Origin of the sequence: Shewanella sp. NKUCC06_TVS, assembly GCF_019345515.1 — a bacterium.
In the GTDB taxonomy this organism is placed as follows: Bacteria; Pseudomonadota; Gammaproteobacteria; order Enterobacterales; family Shewanellaceae; genus Shewanella; species Shewanella oncorhynchi.
Genome location: NZ_JAHKQX010000008.1, coordinates 206,100 through 223,290 on the forward strand (window position 1 = coordinate 206,100; position 17,191 = coordinate 223,290).

At 46.0% G+C, this 17,191-nt stretch carries 13 protein-coding genes; 7 read left to right on the forward strand and 6 right to left on the reverse strand.

What is annotated here, in order from left to right:
- The first annotated feature begins 15 nt into the window (after positions 1-15).
- The 3 genes from deoA (at position 16) to deoD (ending at position 3,373) form a co-directional block, all read left to right on the forward strand.
- Positions 16-1,347 (forward strand): thymidine phosphorylase, encoded by a 1,332-nt coding sequence (gene deoA, locus KO531_RS11260; protein ID WP_173243376.1) that lies wholly within the window; start codon positions 16-18, stop codon positions 1,345-1,347.
- Between the two features lie 9 nt (positions 1,348-1,356).
- Positions 1,357-2,571 carry a phosphopentomutase gene (locus KO531_RS11265; protein WP_219251205.1) on the forward strand — a complete coding sequence of 405 codons (1,215 nt, stop codon included), beginning with the start codon at positions 1,357-1,359 and terminating at the stop codon, positions 2,569-2,571.
- Between the two features lie 91 nt (positions 2,572-2,662).
- Entirely contained in the window at positions 2,663-3,373 is a 711-nt protein-coding gene (gene deoD / locus KO531_RS11270; RefSeq protein WP_006086929.1) for a purine-nucleoside phosphorylase, read from the forward strand.
- Positions 3,374-3,562: 189 nt separating this feature from the next.
- Here the strand turns inward: deoD and KO531_RS11275 are convergent, their stop codons facing one another.
- Positions 3,563-4,597, reverse strand: a complete 1,035-nt coding sequence (locus tag KO531_RS11275; RefSeq protein WP_219251206.1) for an AhpA/YtjB family protein — start codon at positions 4,595-4,597, stop codon at positions 3,563-3,565.
- A 79-nt stretch (positions 4,598-4,676) separates the two neighbouring features.
- On the opposite strand from KO531_RS11275, the gene serB reads away from it, so the two are divergent.
- Both serB and KO531_RS11285 read left to right on the forward strand, forming a co-directional pair.
- Positions 4,677-5,657, forward strand: coding sequence for a phosphoserine phosphatase SerB (gene serB / locus KO531_RS11280; protein ID WP_219251207.1), 981 nt, complete (start codon positions 4,677-4,679; stop codon positions 5,655-5,657).
- A gap of 115 nt (positions 5,658-5,772) precedes the next feature.
- The gene (locus KO531_RS11285) at positions 5,773-6,759 is read left to right on the forward strand and encodes an alpha/beta hydrolase (RefSeq protein WP_219251208.1); all 987 of its coding nucleotides are present in this window, start codon (positions 5,773-5,775) and stop codon (positions 6,757-6,759) included.
- Here the strand turns inward: KO531_RS11285 and KO531_RS11290 are convergent.
- Positions 6,756-9,137 carry a PilZ domain-containing protein gene (locus KO531_RS11290; RefSeq protein WP_219251209.1) on the reverse strand — a complete coding sequence of 794 codons (2,382 nt, stop codon included), beginning with the start codon at positions 9,135-9,137 and terminating at the stop codon, positions 6,756-6,758. The two genes, KO531_RS11285 and KO531_RS11290, sit on opposite strands and share 4 nt — an antisense overlap.
- A gap of 100 nt (positions 9,138-9,237) precedes the next feature.
- Between KO531_RS11290 and radA the strand changes: the two genes are divergently transcribed.
- Entirely contained in the window at positions 9,238-10,602 is a 1,365-nt protein-coding gene (radA, locus tag KO531_RS11295; protein ID WP_006082696.1) for a DNA repair protein RadA, read from the forward strand.
- 77 nt (positions 10,603-10,679) lie between these two features.
- Here radA and KO531_RS11300 read toward each other — a convergent pair whose 3' ends face one another.
- Entirely contained in the window at positions 10,680-11,051 is a 372-nt protein-coding gene (locus tag KO531_RS11300) for a PilZ domain-containing protein (RefSeq protein ID WP_219251210.1), read from the reverse strand.
- 691 nt (positions 11,052-11,742) lie between these two features.
- On the opposite strand from KO531_RS11300, the gene KO531_RS11305 reads away from it, so the two are divergent.
- Entirely contained in the window at positions 11,743-13,095 is a 1,353-nt protein-coding gene (locus tag KO531_RS11305; protein ID WP_219251211.1) for an NCS2 family permease, read from the forward strand.
- Between the two features lie 62 nt (positions 13,096-13,157).
- On the opposite strand, the gene KO531_RS11310 is transcribed toward KO531_RS11305, so the two are convergent.
- From KO531_RS11310 to KO531_RS11320, 3 genes are all read right to left on the reverse strand, one after another.
- Positions 13,158-13,589: a CBS domain-containing protein gene (locus KO531_RS11310; RefSeq protein ID WP_113939315.1), complete on the reverse strand. Its 432-nt coding sequence runs from the start codon at positions 13,587-13,589 to the stop codon at positions 13,158-13,160.
- A gap of 115 nt (positions 13,590-13,704) precedes the next feature.
- Complete coding sequence (locus KO531_RS11315) at positions 13,705-15,591, reverse strand: lysophospholipid acyltransferase family protein (RefSeq protein WP_219251212.1); 1,887 nt, start codon at positions 15,589-15,591, stop codon at positions 13,705-13,707.
- On the reverse strand, positions 15,581-16,678 hold the full coding sequence (locus KO531_RS11320) for a UDP-2,3-diacylglucosamine diphosphatase (RefSeq protein WP_219251213.1): 1,098 nt from the start codon (positions 16,676-16,678) through the stop codon (positions 15,581-15,583). The genes KO531_RS11315 and KO531_RS11320 overlap by 11 nt, the downstream gene beginning before the upstream one ends.
- Positions 16,679-17,191: the final 513 nt, after the last annotated feature.

Below are 17,191 nucleotides of genomic sequence, written 5' to 3' on the forward strand. Positions count from 1 at the left end.
CTTGGAGGCAGTATCATGTTTCTAGCTCAAGAGATTATTCGTAAAAAACGTAATGGTTTAGCGCTAAGTTCCGCAGAAATACAGTTTTTTGTTCAAGGTATCACTACTAACGCAGTGTCCGAAGGTCAGATTGCCGCATTAGGCATGGCTGTGTACTTTAATGACATGAATATGGATGAAAGAATCGCTTTAACGACAGCGATGCGTGATTCTGGCACTGTACTTAATTGGCAGTCATTGGGACTCAATGGCCCTGTTATCGACAAACACAGCACTGGCGGTGTGGGCGATGTGATTAGCCTTATGCTTGGCCCTATGGCTGCGGCTTGTGGTGGTTATGTGCCTATGATTTCTGGGCGTGGCCTAGGTCATACGGGCGGCACGCTCGATAAGTTTGATGCCATTCCGGGTTATCAAACTGAGCCATCAAGTGAATTGTTCCGCAAAGTGGTTAAAGAAGTCGGTGTGGCGATTATTGGTCAAACAGGCGATCTCGTTCCTGCCGACAAACGTTTCTATTCTATCCGCGATAATACCGCCACGGTTGAGTCCATTTCCCTCATCACAGCGTCGATTCTGTCTAAGAAATTAGCCTGTAATTTAGATGCGCTAGCGATGGATGTGAAAGTCGGTAGTGGTGCTTTCATGCCAACCTATGAAGCATCGGAAGAATTAGCTCGCAGTATTGCAGCTGTTGCTAATGGTGCGGGTACTAAAACGACAGCTTTGCTTACCGATATGAATCAAGTGCTTGCATCTTGCGCCGGTAACGCGGTTGAAGTGAAAGAAGCCATCGACTTTTTAACGGGGGCTTACCGTAATCCGCGTTTATATGAAGTCACTATGGGTCTTTGCGCTGAGATGTTGCTTCTGGGCGGCCTTGCAAGTAATGAAGCCGACGCTCGCGCTAAACTGAATCGTGTGCTCGATAATGGTCGCGCTGCAGAACTCTTTGGCAAGATGGTGTCGGGTCTTGGTGGTCCAGTCGATTTTGTTGAAAACTACAGTAAATACCTACCGCAATCACAAATTATTCGTCCAGTTTTTGCCGATATGCAAGGTTATGCCTATAGCATGGATACCCGTGAATTAGGTTTAGCGGTTGTGACCTTAGGTGGCGGCCGCCGTAAGCCCGGTGATGCACTAGACTATAGTGTTGGCTTAACTCAAGTGTGTGCTTTAGGCGATAAAGTAGATTCATCGACTCCGATTGCCGTTATCCATGCACAGTCTGAAGCCGCCTTCGCGGAAGCTGAACTTGCGGTGAAAAAAGCGATTCACATTGGTGAAACCGCTCCAGAAAAAACACCTGAGATCTATGCTTATATTCGTGCATCGGATCTTTAAGGAAGAATTATGAAACGTACCATTATTATGATGTTGGACTCCTTTGGAGTCGGTGCTTCTGCTGATGCAGCAAGCTTTGGTGATGTCGGTTCTGATACCTTTGGTCATATTGCTAAAGCATGCGCCGAAGGCAAAGCCGATATTGGCCGTGAAGGCCCGCTGAAATTACCTAACTTAGCGCGCTTAGGTTTAGGCCATGCAGCGATGGAAAGTACTGGCGCCTTTGCACCCGGTTTTGGCGATAATGTTGAGCTGATTGGTGCTTATGGTCATGCACAAGAGTTAAGTTCGGGTAAAGATACGCCGAGCGGTCACTGGGAGATGGCGGGCGTGCCCGTACTATTCGAGTGGGGTTATTTCAGCGAGCATCAAAATTCTTTTCCTAAAGAACTGACGGATAAGATCTTAGCCCGTGCAGGTCTGGATGGATTCTTAGGTAATTGCCATGCCTCAGGTACAACCATTTTAGAAGAGTTAGGCGAAGAGCACATGCGCTCTGGCAAGCCTATTTTCTACACCTCTGCTGATTCAGTATTCCAAATCGCTTGTCATGAAGAAACCTTCGGTTTAGACAATCTCTATCGTCTTTGCGAAATAACCCGTGAAGAGTTAGAGCCTTACAACATAGGTCGCGTCATTGCTCGTCCATTTGATGGTACTGGTCCAAGTGATTTTGCCCGTACTGGTAATCGTAAGGATTATTCTCTCGCGCCACCTGCAAAAACTGTACTCGATAAGCTGAAAGAGGCTGGCGGTGAAGTAGTGAGTGTGGGCAAGATTGCCGACATTTATGCTTACTGTGGTATCACTAAAAAAGTGAAGGCGAACGGCTTAGAAGCACTTTTCGATGCGACCTTAGCCGAAGTGAAATCTGCGGGTGATAACACTATAGTGTTTACTAACTTCGTTGATTTCGACTCTCACTACGGTCATCGCCGTGATGTTGCTGGCTACGCCAAAGGGCTGGAATATTTCGATGCCCGTTTGCCTGAAATGCTCGCATTATTAGGTGAAGAAGATCTGCTGATTTTAACGGCGGATCACGGTTGCGATCCAACATGGCAAGGCACGGATCATACCCGTGAATATGTGCCAGTATTAGCCTTTGGCGCTGGATTGAAAGCGGGATCGCTGGGTCGTCGTAATAGCTTTGCCGATATCGGCCAATCTATTGCGAGCCACTTTAAGCTTGAACCTATGGCCTATGGCGAATCGTTCCTTTAGGCAAATTAGCATTTATTTCGATTTGGCGGCTGACATTTGCCGCCAGTAAACAAAGACTTAAGTCTTAATAAAATAAACAGGGGTTATTTCGATGGCAACACCACACATTAATGCTGTAGAGGGCGCATTCGCTGAGACAATGCTGTTTCCAGGCGATCCATTACGTGCAAAATATATTGCTGAAACATTCTTAGAAAATGTTGAGCAAGTGACTGATGTTCGAAACATGCTAGGTTTTACTGGTACTTACAAAGGTAAGCGTATTTCAGTAATGGGTTCTGGCATGGGTATTCCTTCATGCTCTATCTACGCAACTGAATTAATTCGTGATTACGGCGTTAAGAACCTGATCCGTGTGGGTACTTGTGGTGCGATCAGCACTGACGTTAAAGTACGTGACGTGATCATCGGTATGGGTGCATGTACTGACTCAGCGGTTAACCGTTTACGTTTTAAAGGCCAAGATTTTGCCGCTATCGCTAACTATGAGCTGATGAATGCGGTTATCGAATCTGCGAAAGTTCGTGGTACTAAAGTTCGCGTAGGTAACATTTTCTCTGCGGACCTGTTCTACACTCCTGATCCACAAATGTTTGACGTGATGGAGAAGATGGGCGTATTAGGCGTAGAAATGGAAGCGGCTGGTTTGTACGGCGTTGCCCATGAGTTTGGTGCGCGTGCCCTGTGCGTTGTGACTGTATCTGATCATATCCGCACCGGTGAAAAGACTTCTGCAGAAGAACGTCAAACCACATTCAATGACATGATCATCATGACATTAGAAGCGGCGATTACACTGTAACTGTTACGCTGTAAGAGTGTGCTACTGAAAAAGGGTTCGCAATGCGAACCTTTTTTATGCCAATTTTTAGCGGCTGTTCTATTCGACTTTGTTATTAATGGTTTGGTTATTAGAAATTGCTTGTTTATGGCTTATCTAGAGCTTAGCTATCAATAGATTAGTGATTTACCTTATCTATCGAAATAGATATTAACCTGTTGAATCTGTGTCGAGATCACTTGGTTCACTGGGTGTTTTTGGCGTCGAGGTTTCGGCCGCAGCGGCTGTTGTTTTAGTCGCGTGTTTTACTCGGCGGACACTTTTCACTTTAGGTTTAACCTTAACAGGTGCCGCTTGTTCCGCATTGTTTGTCGCGTTTTCAACTGTTGTATTATCCTGTAATTCCAATGATTTTTCTGACGTTTTTTCGGCCTTAGTTCGCACGCTGGTCTGAGTGAGCTTATCGGTATTTGCCTCTGTCACTGCTTTTGGTGTTTTAGTGGGCTTAGTCGCTTTCTCTTGTGGGTTATCAGTGGTAGCCACCGGTTTATCTTCGGTTAGCTCTTGCGCCAAACCATCATTAACACTTTCTGATGGCTCTTCAGTTGAGTATCGTTTCTCAGGTTTTTTCGGCGCTTGACGCAACTTAACCCGAAAGCGACGGCGGTCGAAGTCGGCACGTTTGAAAGACAAAGAGCGTGAAAGCAACATACCAATCAAGCCTGCAACCAGCAGCATGATTTGTTGTTGCTCCATGTTTAAATTATGGGCTTCTTTGATTTCGTTGAAAAATAACTTGGTATCAAGCCTGACTTCGACATAACCTAGATTTTTCCCTTCTTGGATCACGGGCTCTACATAGGGAGGATATTTGCTTAGCAGCAAATTCATTTCTTCCGAGTCAGGATCAACTACATCCTTAGTGATGCTTTGAGCGAAGGATAGCCGCATGCCTTGGTCACTGAAGATGGCGGCGGACATCACCTTAGGATCTTCCACTAAAGCGCTGGCGAGCCATTGCAACTGCTCATCATTTTGCAGTTGTAGCGCGGGCGCGGCACCATAAGCGGTTTGCTGTACCAGTAATCTGGCCATCTTTTGAGTTTGGGACTTTAGAAGCAGCTGACCTTGTAGTAGGCTTGTTTGCCACAATTGCACTAAGCCGAATATTAAGGCGAAGGCGGCGGCAATTTGGATCAGTCTACTGATTTTATGGCTTTTCTTTAGCCCTTTAAGATATAACACTTTGACCCTTAAAATGTAGAGCGCTTGCCTAATCATAATTGATTCTGAGTGAGCCCGATAGTTGGAGAATTTAAGTCCGATGGAAAGCTTGAACCAAGATGCGCTTTTTTTGTGGTTAGTCTCTGACCATTCCCCAAGGTTTGAACGCCAAGGGCAAGTGTTTGAACGTTATCAAGAGTCAGCAAACCCCGCTGGTGTTTCACGTGTGCGAATTATTTATCAAGATGCCGCGGTAGAGGCGACAATATCGGCCTGGATAGCGCAATTGCCTCAGTCTAACGTTATCGGTATCGCCCATATCGAACGCCAAGTTGGTTTACATTGTATCGAGTTGGCACTGGTAAATTTGCCTTCTCAGGCGCAGTTAGCGGCATTCCCGCAGTCTTTAGCTGAATTGCATGTCATCAATTTTGATTTGCCTTGCTTGAATCATCCCGGTTTATTAGTGATGGACATGGATTCAACGGCGATTCAGATTGAATGTATTGATGAATTAGCGGCTATGGCGGGCGTTGGCGAGCGCGTGGCGGCGATTACTGAACGTGCTATGCAAGGTGAGCTAGATTTTGAGCAGAGTTTGCGTCAGCGTGTGGCGCAGCTTAAGGGCGCTGATGCCAGTATTATCACGACCTTGTGCGACAACTTGCCTTTGATGCCTGGGCTTGAGCTTATGCTTTTAGAGCTTAAATCCCATGGCTGGCGTTTAGTGGTTGCATCTGGCGGCTTTACGCCTTTTGTTGGCCATTTAAGGCAGCTTTTAAACTTAGATGCGGCCTTTGCTAATGAGTTAGTGATCACTGACGGTAAACTTGCGGGTGAAGTAACAGGTAAAGTTGTGGATGCGCAGTTTAAGGCGGATGTGGTTGAGCGTTGCAGTGAGCAGTGGCAAATTCCAAAAGGCCAAAGAGTCGCGATCGGCGATGGCGCGAATGATATTCCTATGGTGATGGCAGCGGATTTTGGTATCGCTTTCCATGCCAAACCTAAGCTGGCAGCGGCGGCGGATGCCAATATTCATCACCTCGACCTGCGAGTTCTACCTTACCTGCTACAAATCTAGATTATTCATTTATTTAAATATAAGTCTGGATAGAGACTGAGTTAGAGTAAGGACTCTTGTCTTTTATTGATGAGCTGGTAGTTTAGGGATATTGATAAACTACCAGTGACTTATTTTGACTCAGCTCGCCCAAGGCTCAATTTCGACCATTTCACAGTCTTCAATCTATCTGCCGTACCGCGATGGTCAACTGCATCTACGCCAGTTATTACCGGCTGCGCCTGATTTTTCTAAGACGCCTATCCTCATGCTCCATGGCGCTATGTCTAACGGTCGGGTGTTTTATAGCCAGAGTGGCCGTGGTCTTGGTTGTTATTTAGCGAAGGCGGGATTTGTGGTGTATGTGCTGGATACTGCAGGAAGAGGGCTCAGCTTGCCTAAAATCGATCGTGATTTTACCTTAGGGCAGGGGGAAGTGATCCGCGAGCAGTTACCTTTAGTGCAGCAGGCTATTCTCGATTTACATCAAAAAGTCTGCCAAGAGCAGACGACTCATAAAGCCGTGGCGCCTTCGCAGGTGCATTGGTGTGCCCATTCATGGGGCGGCGTGTTGATGGCGAGTAGTTTGGCCCGATATCCTGATTTGCAGCAAAGCGTTCGTTCACTGCTTACTTTCGGTAGCAAACGGACAATTCGGGTTAAGTCCTTCAAAAAGTGGTTAATGGTTGATGTTTTTTGGAATCGTTTAGCGCCAGGTTTAGCGATGGGCCAAGGTTACCTCGCCGCCGATAAGCTGCGCATTGGTATGGACAATGAGAGCCGTGCCTCATTAGTTCAAAGTATCGATTGGGTGCGGGGCGATTGGATCGATCACGATGATGGGTTTGATTATGCGAAAGCGGCAAAGCGCGCTCATTGGCCACCAGCTTGGTTTATCTCAGGGCAAAACGATACTGTGTTGGGGCATCCAGAAGATGTGGCGGATATGGTCGTAGAGTGTGGCTTTAAACGGGTTAAATCGACGCTTCTCGCTAAGGAGAATGGCTTTAAGCATGACTATGGCCATGCAGATATGCTGACGCATTTAGATGCCACCAGTGATCATTTTCCTAAGATAAGGGATTGGTATTTAAGTTTTGATCTGGCGGTATTGAACAATTAAGACTGCTTTTTATGAAGTACTGGGTATCTTAATTCGACTTCTTGGGTAATATCTAACAGTTCGCCGACACCAATCACACGCCATAACTGTTCTTCTAACTGTTTAGCTTTATGGTTTGCATGAATATTAATGTATTCCAATTCACGGCGTAGGTAGTTCATGTCAGGCTTCTCTGTCGCGCCGCGATAAATCCGTAGGGCGAGGAATCTGCCTAATGCTTTGCTCTGATTGATAAAGGTTATCTGTGCTTCGACACCACCGATTTCAGTTGCAAGAGTGCACTTTAAAAAGATTTTTCCGCGAGATTGACGAATTAACTGAATAAACACTTCAATAAAATCCATGTCCTGTTGAGGTTTCATTTGACGGATAGGTTCGAGAATATCTCGCTTAAAAAAACCGTCTTTTAGCAGCGGCGCTAAATTATATTGCAGAGTATCTGAGGTGCCCGCGGCAAAAATATCGCTGATCTCATCCTGTTGTGTACCAACGCCTAAACAAGCGACTTGGGCAGATTTTGTCGTTTTTTCAACAAAATAGGGCACAGAATGTAAATCATGCATCAAAATATTTTTTAAACCATCTGCAAGTTCTTTGATTTCACTATTGTTTTCGGTGAGTTGCTCTAATTTTTCTTTGTTATGGGCGATAAGTTTATTTAAAAATTCGACCCCAACATGGGGCGTATGACCCATAACGGCGGTTAAATGTAAGGTTACACCATTCTTGCGGGTACGCACTAAGCGGTAGGGGAGGTTATCTAGCTGTGTTTTGCCTGCAATGGTTTGGAGCTTTGGGAAGCTTAACAGTAGTGGTTTATTTGATGAAAAATCTGCAGGATTATCCAAGGTTAATTGCATGCCTCGGCTAGAAATATCTAAAGTAATGCCCGTGGCTTTGTGCTTGTCTTGAGTCACATTGACTAAGGTTTTAAAGGCGAAACGCGCTTCTTGGCGTCGCTCGCTAAACTGCATGGAAACTAACTTAATTTGATTGGTGGTCAGTCTTTGTTGACCAAAGGTTTTTAGGGCGTTGGCATTGCTATCGTCTTGCCAAGCTTTGTAATGGCCTCTGGTATCTTCGTTGCTGATTTCGATGAGCTGAAGCAAATGACTAAATTGTGATAATTGTTGTTCGACCAATGGGCTAAATTTTGCTTCATCTCCTGGGAGGGTCGCACGTCGATAACCCTTATCATGATAAATTTTATCTTGGGTGACTTTGAAGATCCGCCAGCTGGGCTTGGTCGATGCAAAGCCTAAAAATAAAGGCATCATGCCCTTAGCTTTAAGCTCTGCTAAGGTGGCAGAGTAAAAATATAAGCAACCTTGGGCATTATAGGTAAAGCTAAAAAATAGCCCATGGTCGGGATTTTCAGGATGATTAAGTAGAGCAGATAAACGGCTTGGTGTCAGCATGGCTGGTAACTGGCTCACATCATTTTCATCTTGAAAATAATTCACTATCTGCTGGTTGTCTCGGCTGAGTAGCATGTGGCTCAAACCTTGCGTTTGAGTATTGAAATATAAAGGTAAGTGCGGCAGATGGGGTAAGTAATGACGCTCAAATCCGAGTCCAGATGCAGTCACTATCACATCATTTACATCTACCTTGTAACGCAGTTTGTAGCCGCGGATTAAATTGCCAAGCATTTCACTTAAGGCTTCGCTGCCCCCAATACGCTTGAGTCTTAACCAAATGTATTCGCCATTGGTTTGGCTATCGACAACCTCATAGTCAACACCGAGCTGGAGATCGGGATAGTAAAACTCTTCACTGAGTTCCAGTAACTTTATTTTTAGGGGATGGTCGAGATCGAAGGGATGGTTAGCTGCAAGGCGAATACGGGCACCACCTACGGATAAATCTGCAGTTATCCCTTGTACTTCACCACGGCTGGTTTGCGATGCTGCGATGCGAATACTGTAATTCATCCGCTCTTCTGTGCGGTTGAAATAACTGCCTAATACCACGCCGGGCACCATAAAAGGCTCTGATTCAGCGGCTTCCACTTGCGTGACATTTTGGCGCAACTTTAACCGACGTTGTTGGTGAGCATTGAGCACATACTCGTATACTCCCAAGGTATATTGATTGCGAAACAGTGACATTGCCTCATGCATACTGTTTTTGGCGGGTTCATCTAAAAAATGTCGCTGTTGACCTAACATCACTTCAACACAAGGAAGCTCAGATTTATCCCTGAGATCGATAATTCGTGTGCATGGTGAAGCCAAACGACTGAGTTCCATTTTCACTAGAAAACGGGTCGAATTGGTTTCATCTATCGTCAGCTGCTGGAAAATCTCTTGGAAGTTAGGTTCCATGAGCAATGGCTTGAGCTGTTCGATGAGTGCACTATGGTTATCTAGACTCATGTAGGGTTCTTTTTAATGCTTATTTTGTATTGGGCTGTTAGTCTTATGTCGGCATTATTCGCAGTTACTTAAATTGATTTTATACAGATTTTAATGAGTTATGGCAAAGAATAAAACGGCGTACGTATGTAATGAGTGTGGACAAGACTTTCCTCGTTGGCAAGGGCAGTGTAGCGCTTGTCAGGAATGGAATACGATCACTGAGGTGAGGCTCGGTGCAGCTTCGCCTGGGCGCAGCACTAAGTTTGTCGGTTATGCCGGAGCAAGCAGCAATGAAGTGAAGACATTAGATCAAATCGATCTCAATGCCTTACCGCGGATCTTGAGTCATTTTGGCGAATTAGACCGAGTACTCGGTGGTGGGATTGTACCAGGTTCTGCCATTTTGATAGGCGGACATCCAGGCGCAGGTAAGAGTACGCTTTTATTGCAAACTCTGTGTCATCTAGCCGAGCAAATGCCTGCACTGTATGTCACGGGTGAAGAATCGTTGCAGCAGGTAGCGATGCGCGCCCATCGCCTTGGTTTACCAACCAATAAATTGCGGATGTTGTCTGAAACCAGCGTCGAGCAAATTTGCGAAGTTGCTCTTAAAGAATTGCCTAAAGTCATCGTTGTTGACTCGATTCAAGTGATGCACATGAGTGATGTGGCATCGAGCCCTGGCAGTGTGTCGCAGGTGCGTGAATCAGCTTCTTATTTAACCCGTTTTGCGAAAGAAAATGGCATTGCCGTGATTATGGTCGGCCATGTGACCAAAGATGGCAGTTTGGCTGGGCCCAAGGTATTGGAACATTGTATCGACTGCTCTGTGATGTTTGAAGGGGATAGCGATAGTCGTTACCGCACCTTGCGCTCCCATAAAAATCGTTTTGGCGCGATCAATGAATTAGGCGTATTTGCCATGACAGAGCGCGGCTTAAAGGAAGTCGCCAATCCTTCGGCAATCTTCCTTTCTCGTGGTGAAGAAGAATCATCTGGTTCGCTTGTCATGGTGGTTTGGGAAGGCACGCGGCCCTTGTTGGTGGAGCTGCAAGTGCTGGTGGATAACTCGGCCATGTCTAACCCGCGCCGCGTGGCTGTGGGTATGGATGCAAACCGTTTGGCCATGTTGCTTGCCGTAATGCACCGCCATGGTGGTTTGCAGATGTCGGATCAGGATGTGTTTGTTAACGTGGTGGGCGGCGTGAAAGTAACGGAAACCAGTGCCGACTTAACCTTGCTGCTTGCAATGGTATCGAGTTTTCGCGGTGATATTTTGCCTAGCGATTTAGTTGCCTTTGGTGAGGTCGGGCTGTCCGGCGAAATTCGGCCTGTGCCTAATGGGCAAGAGCGATTAATCGAAGCCGCTAAGCATGGTTTTAAACGAGCAATAGTGCCCAAGGCCAATGTGCCGAAAAAGCCTCCAGCTGGTATGGAAGTGGTGGGTGTTTCTAAGTTATCCGAAGCGCTAGAAGCGATTTAGCATCAAATGCTCAGTGAGTTAACACCAGCAAGCAAAACAGCGCCATGAGGCGCTGTTTGTGTTTGTGAGCGAGTGTCTTAATCTGTGATATTGTGTTTTTCGATAAACAACATAAGTTCACGATTTAGCAAAGAAGCATCACCTAGATTCAGTTCCACCATACGTTTTAGGTGGCTGATACTATCAACATCGATAAAGTTACACTTCAAACCTAATTGGGTATTTTTTTGATGGACCAACTCAGTTTCCATACGGATCTCAATGTCAGATTCTGGTAAGGCAAAACTGAGGGTAATAGCATCACCCGAATTAATAAAATTTTGCGGTTCTTCAACCAAGGCGCCATTTAGACTCAAATCGAGAATGGTCGTCTCCCACTGTGCACCACCTTGTTGTAGATGTGCGCTCGTGGCAAATAGAATCCGCGAAAACTTACGCCTTTCGTCCATACCCAATCCTTTTTCTTTCATAGTCAGCTAAGTGTAGTCCCATCAGTGCCTCTAAGCATAAGTCATATTGATGTGGCTGTAAAAGCAGAGTAATTTTTTGTTCAATAAAGCTACCAAGATCGCATATTTACGCAGGCGGTGTGAATGACGAGGTGTTCGTTACATAAAGCGTAAGTGTGGCTCCTTGTACAACAACCCCTGAAACGTTAATACGCCAAGTATCAATACACAGTATTAAGGCTTGGTTGACTTGCCATATTCTAATATTGGGAGATGAAGGAGGGGTGAAGTTAGCGTACGTTTACGCGGCACTGGCAGACTCTTATCGTGATTAATGTGATATTAAGTAGCAGTTATTACATAGGTTTAGGTGTTTTTTTAAACAACAGATTTCAGTTTTTGCCGCTAATTTTTTATCGAAGTGTAGGCGATGTCTTAGCTATCTTTGGGAGATTCCAGTATCATCCGCGGCCAACAACGGCTGCGTCTACATGATTAATGGCTTGTTAATCATCGCGAAGCATCACTGCTTGCAGATCATGGATTTTTCCCACAGTAGGAAAATGATGTGGATCTCTCACCCAAGTCCGATGGATTTGGGGCTCTAATCTGCCGCAGCCAGCGTCGCCAATTGCGTTTTAGGTAATTGGTACCGACCCCATTTTAAGAGATCACAAGGTATAACAACATTATGTCTGAGCAATTGAGTTCAACAGCCGTACCCTCTGGTTCGTTTCTGGACCGTTATTTTTCTATTCAACAACGTGGCAGCACAGTTCGCCAAGAAGTGATTGCGGGATTAACGACTTTCCTCGCTATGGTCTACTCAGTGATTGTGGTGCCTAACATGTTAGGCCAAGCGGGATTTGATCCCGGCGCCGTGTTTATCGCCACCTGTTTAATTGCTTCATTTGGTTCTTTGCTCATGGGTTTATGGGCTAACTTACCTATGGCGATTGGCTGCGCTATTTCGCTCACGGCCTTTACTGCGTTTAGCTTAGTACTAGGTCAGGGAATGTCGATTCCAGTCACCTTAGGCGCTATTTTCCTAATGGGTGTGACGTTCACACTTGTGAGTGTGACAGGTATTCGCCAGTGGGTGCTGGCGAATTTACCAAAGGGCATAGCCCACGGTACAGGCATAGGTATCGGCTTGTTTTTACTTTTGATTGCGACTAACAGTGTGCAGTTGATTGTGGCCAATAGCGCAGGCTTACCGGTGAAGTTAGGCGACATTAACAGCTTACCTGTTATCGCTACCGTTATAGGTTTAGCGGCGACAATTGGTTTAGAGCGCCGCGGTGTACCAGGCGGTATTTTGTTGGTGATTATCGCGCTATCGGTATTTGGTTTAGTGTTCGATCCGAGCGTTAAATACCAAGGTTTGTTCGCCTTGCCTGATTTTACCTCAGAGCATTCACTGATTGGACAGCTCGATATTATGGGTGCCTTTAATCCTGTGGTATTGCCTATCGTATTAGCGTTAGTGATGACGGCGATTTTTGATGCGACCGGCACTATCCGTGCTGTGGCTGGGCAAGCGAATTTACTCGATAAAGACGACAATATTGTCGGCGGTGGTAAAGCCTTAACCTCAGACTCAGTCAGCAGTATGGTGGCAGGTTTAGTCGGCGGTGCACCAGCGGCTGTGTATATCGAGTCGGCGGCGGGGACTGCAGCGGGCGGTAAGACAGGTTTAACGGCTACCATAGTTGGCGTACTGTTTTTGTTGGTGATGTTTTTAGCGCCATTAAGCTATTTAGTGCCAGCCTATGCGACAGCACCTGCTTTGATGTATGTGGGTTTGTTGATGTTGAGTAATGTGGCGAAACTCGACTTTGACGATAAAGTTGATGCCATGTCGGGCTTAACCTGCGCTGTGTTTATCATCTTAAGCTGTAATATCGTTACCGGTATTATGCTGGGTTTTGTGACACTGGTGGTAGGCCGTATTTGCAGTGGCGAATGGCGTAAACTGAAGTTAGGCGTGCTCGCCATCACCTTAGGTTTAGTGGTGTTTTATATGGGTGGTTGGGCGATTTAAGTTCGGCAAACTGAGTGATTTGAACTGAGTTATTGAGAACAGAAGCGAGTGCAGTCTTAGGATTAGCACTCGCTTTGATTTTGTGCTCTGTATTCACAATAGGCACGTAATAAGTCTTTCCAAGTAACAATCCCAACCAATTTACCGTCCTCTAACACGGGTAAGCAGCCTATATTGTTATCTAATAACATGCGGGTGGCCGTGTCTAAATTGATGTGAGGTGCGACGGTAACCGGATTACGCGTCATCACTTGATGCACACGTTTTTGTAGGGTTTCTAAGTCTCTTGCGGTTTCGGCGCTACTGCCCAAGTTCGGGCTAATCGCGCGCAATAGATCCCGCTCCGATAACACGCCTTCAAGTTGGTACTCATCGACGACCAATAAGTGATGAAAGCTCGCTTGGTCGAAGATTTCCTTCGCCACAGTTAATCGATCGTCCATTTCAACCGTGACGACTCGGGTACTCATAATATCGGCGATAATGATCGGCATGATGATCCCCTGTTATGCTTGCGCATCCTAGGATGCGCTCTGTTAATGCGCTGCATTACAGTTACTTATAACAGAGTGGTGCAAGTTTAGCCAACACCCATTACAAAGTTTTAACTCAAAGATCTTGGACCTCTGGCTCATCATCCGCTGTGATTGGCATCCGCTCCGATTCGGGCAAGTGTGCGCCTATGTAGCGTTGATACTTTTTGCCTTTCAGTTTGTGGGTGTCCACCAGCACTAAGCCATCGATACAATCGCCAAAGTCGGCGTCGATACCAAAGGCGAGAAACTTAACCCCATCGGCTTTACACAGTTCACCATATTGTTTGTAGAGCGTAGGTACGGCCGCCCCCATACTCGCGAGCACTTGTTTGAGTTGCTTAAAGTTACTCTGATAATCCTCGGAGAAATACAAGTCATCTAACTTAGCTTTTTGGGATTTAGATAAGCCAAAGGGTGACATGGAAACTGCCATCTGCTGCGCAGGTGCAAATTCCCGCGCATAGAAGTGCACTAGCATTTCCCTAGCACTTCCAGGCAGTTGATTACTGATGGACACAGGGCCAAATAGATAACGATATTCAGGATGCTTGGCGAGATAAGCCCCAATGCCAAACCATAGATAATCTAAACTGCGTTTACCCCAATATTTAGGCTGCACAAAGCTGCGACCGAGTTCTAACCCTTGCTTCACAAAGGGCATAAAGCTGTCGGCGTATTGGAATAGGGATTGGCTGTAGAGTGCGTTGTCGCCATATTTTGCTAAGACTTGCTCACCACTGGCAAAACGATAGGCGCCGATAATTTCAAACTGCTCTTTATCCCACAACACTAAGTGTTGGTAGTAGGAATCGTATTTATCGATATCGCGGCGCTTGCCCGAACCTTCGCCTACGGCGCGAAAGGCGATTTCCCTCAGGCGGCCAATTTCCCGCATGATGGGATTACTGTCGTGGTGTTGGTAGAGATAAATCAACTTGTTATCTTGCGTTTCCCCTAGAAGTTCACATTGTTGCAGTGCCGCTTGCAGTTCACGGCGCGATTCGGGGTGGGCGATAGCGCTCTGGGTGATAAACAGTGGATCTTTATCTTTGCCGATACGATACAAGTGATTTTTAAGCAGTTTTATCTTGGTCTTGAGTGGAAAGTCCATTGAGCGTACGGCTTCATTGGGAATGAGCTCGCCAATGCGGATCGGCATATTACGTTTAGCCTGCTTGAACATTTCCTTCACTAGCAGCAGTGTCGCGAGTGGCTTGTAAATCATAGATGCGCCGTAGAAAGTGGCAGAGTTTTTGGCATCTAAAAATATTGGCAGTAGGGGCGCATTGCAGGAAATCGCCATCTTTAAAAAGCCTGAGTGCCATTGGGTATCACGCACGCCGTTAGGGCGCAGACGCGAGACTTCGCCCGACGGAAAAATCAGCACTGCGCCTTCGTTACGCAGGTGCTGGTGGATTTTTTCTAAATGTTGTTTCGGTGTGCCACCAGTCATATTGCGCACTGGCAGTAGGATTGAGTGCAGCGGTTCCAGCGCCATCAAGAGTTCATTCGCGACGACTTTAATATCAGGGCGAACTTCACTGATGAGTTTGATGAGCGCTAATGCATCGAGTGAACCTATAGGATGGTTCGCGAATATGACCACTCGGCCTTCACAGGGAATGTTTTCTATCTCGTTGGCGGGCACGGTAAAACTAAAGTCAAAACTCGCCAGCATTTGTTCGACAAAGTCTACGCCCTGTAAATAGGTATATTGACTGGCGATATCGTTGCACTGTTTTTCATTGAGCAGGTAACGCAGCATGGCCTTGGCAGGTTTAGCGAGCCAAGGTTTGTCATTGATCGCTGGTAGATTTTGTTCAACCACATTATCAACGGTAAAAATCATGTTATTCGCCTTAAACGGCACTGCATGCTTTTTGTGGCTAAGGTTGCTGTTTAGCATTTTTTCATTGTATTTCATAGCGTTACGTAATTGGTTCATAGTGTTAGGCAACATCCCTTGGGCGAGTTTCGCCGGTATTTATGTTTGGCATTTGCTGCGCTGCCGTTTTTTGTTGCTTGTCTTTGTGCGTCTCTGGTGGCTGTTGTACCAGCGCTATACTGTTGAGAATATCGAGCTTGAGCGTTTGCTCGTTCCAGCGGCAAAGTTGTAATTCGCCGCTTAAGGTTTCTGTGATTAAACTGCAGTTTTCGACCCAGTCACCGTCGTTGGCGTAGATGATCTGCCTCTTTTCAGGGGGACTGAGTGGTGAGTAATATTGGGCTGCTCTGGGGTGAGTCGAGAGTTCGGGCTGATGGATATGACCGCAGATCACACCGTCAACATCAAAGTGCTGGGCATAGTTGAGTACCGCTTGACGGTAATGTCCAATAGCGGCTTGAGCCTTACCCACTTTGGACTTGATATAACTTGCCAGTGACCAATAGGGGTAACCTAAGCGTTCCCGCAAGCTATGGAGATTGCGATTGAGGAACAATAATAGGTCATATAAATGGTCGCCCAATATGGCGTAGAAACGGCCGACACACACATCGGCATCAAACTGATCCCCGTGGAGCATCAAGAGTTTATGACCGCCAATTCCGTGGTGAATATGTTGGCGGGCAATTTTAATATTCCACAGGCTTAGCTCGGCGTAGGGTTTAATCAGTTCGTCGTGGTTGCCCGGCAGATAAATCACTAGGGTGCCGTTTTGTGCCAGTTCAATGAATTTTTGCAGCACCTTATTGTGGCTATCTGGCCAGTGCAGCTTACGTTTCAACGCCCATAAATCGACTATGTCACCGACCAGATACAAGTGCTGACAACGCACGGTTTCAAGCAAGCTGAGCAGGTAGTCAGCCTTGCAATCCTTACAGCCTAAATGGATATCCGATAGCCAGAGGGCGTTAACTGTGATGCTTGCTGTATGGGCTGAAGTTAATGCGGATGGGGTAATAGCGGCACAATTGAATTGATTTGAGGATGTTGGTGCTAATGTTGGCGTTTGTGTTGAGCGATTAAAGATGGGAGGAGAAAGGCTGGGGTCATTTATCTCTTCCCGCGTAGACCTCTCAAGTTTCCTGAAATTAAATCCTGTCATCTCGTATTCACCCTATTAGGCTGTTAACGAATATGAGCTTAGTGGGGGGCTTTGACCGAATGATGAAGTTTAGATGACATGCAGATGACAAAAGGTTGATTAGCCTAGACTGAACCTGTCAAGATTCACATCAGGATGCAATTAGAACCGATAGGTTGATTTAACTTACTTCTGCCCCAAAGCAAGATAACTTTGTTGTCAGTTTGCAGCATGAATTGTTATTGTTTCCCCTGTGACTCGCCATAAACTCGTCCCTGAGGGCTCGACGACGGCATCCATTCCGCCAACGGTCACAGTTGCAACAATGCCAATCTTAATTAACACTTCTGCTGTTCGTTTAGCTAAAAAGCTATTGCCCCAAAGCAATTCGGCGCTTCATTTTTGACACCGCTTCAAATTCACTTATCCATGAGATTTTATAATCCATATGTGTCCAATTAAGCGCACCATTTCCTAAAATTTAAGTGTCTATTCATCACAACCTGAGGAGGTTTGTATGGACGCTTGGAATAA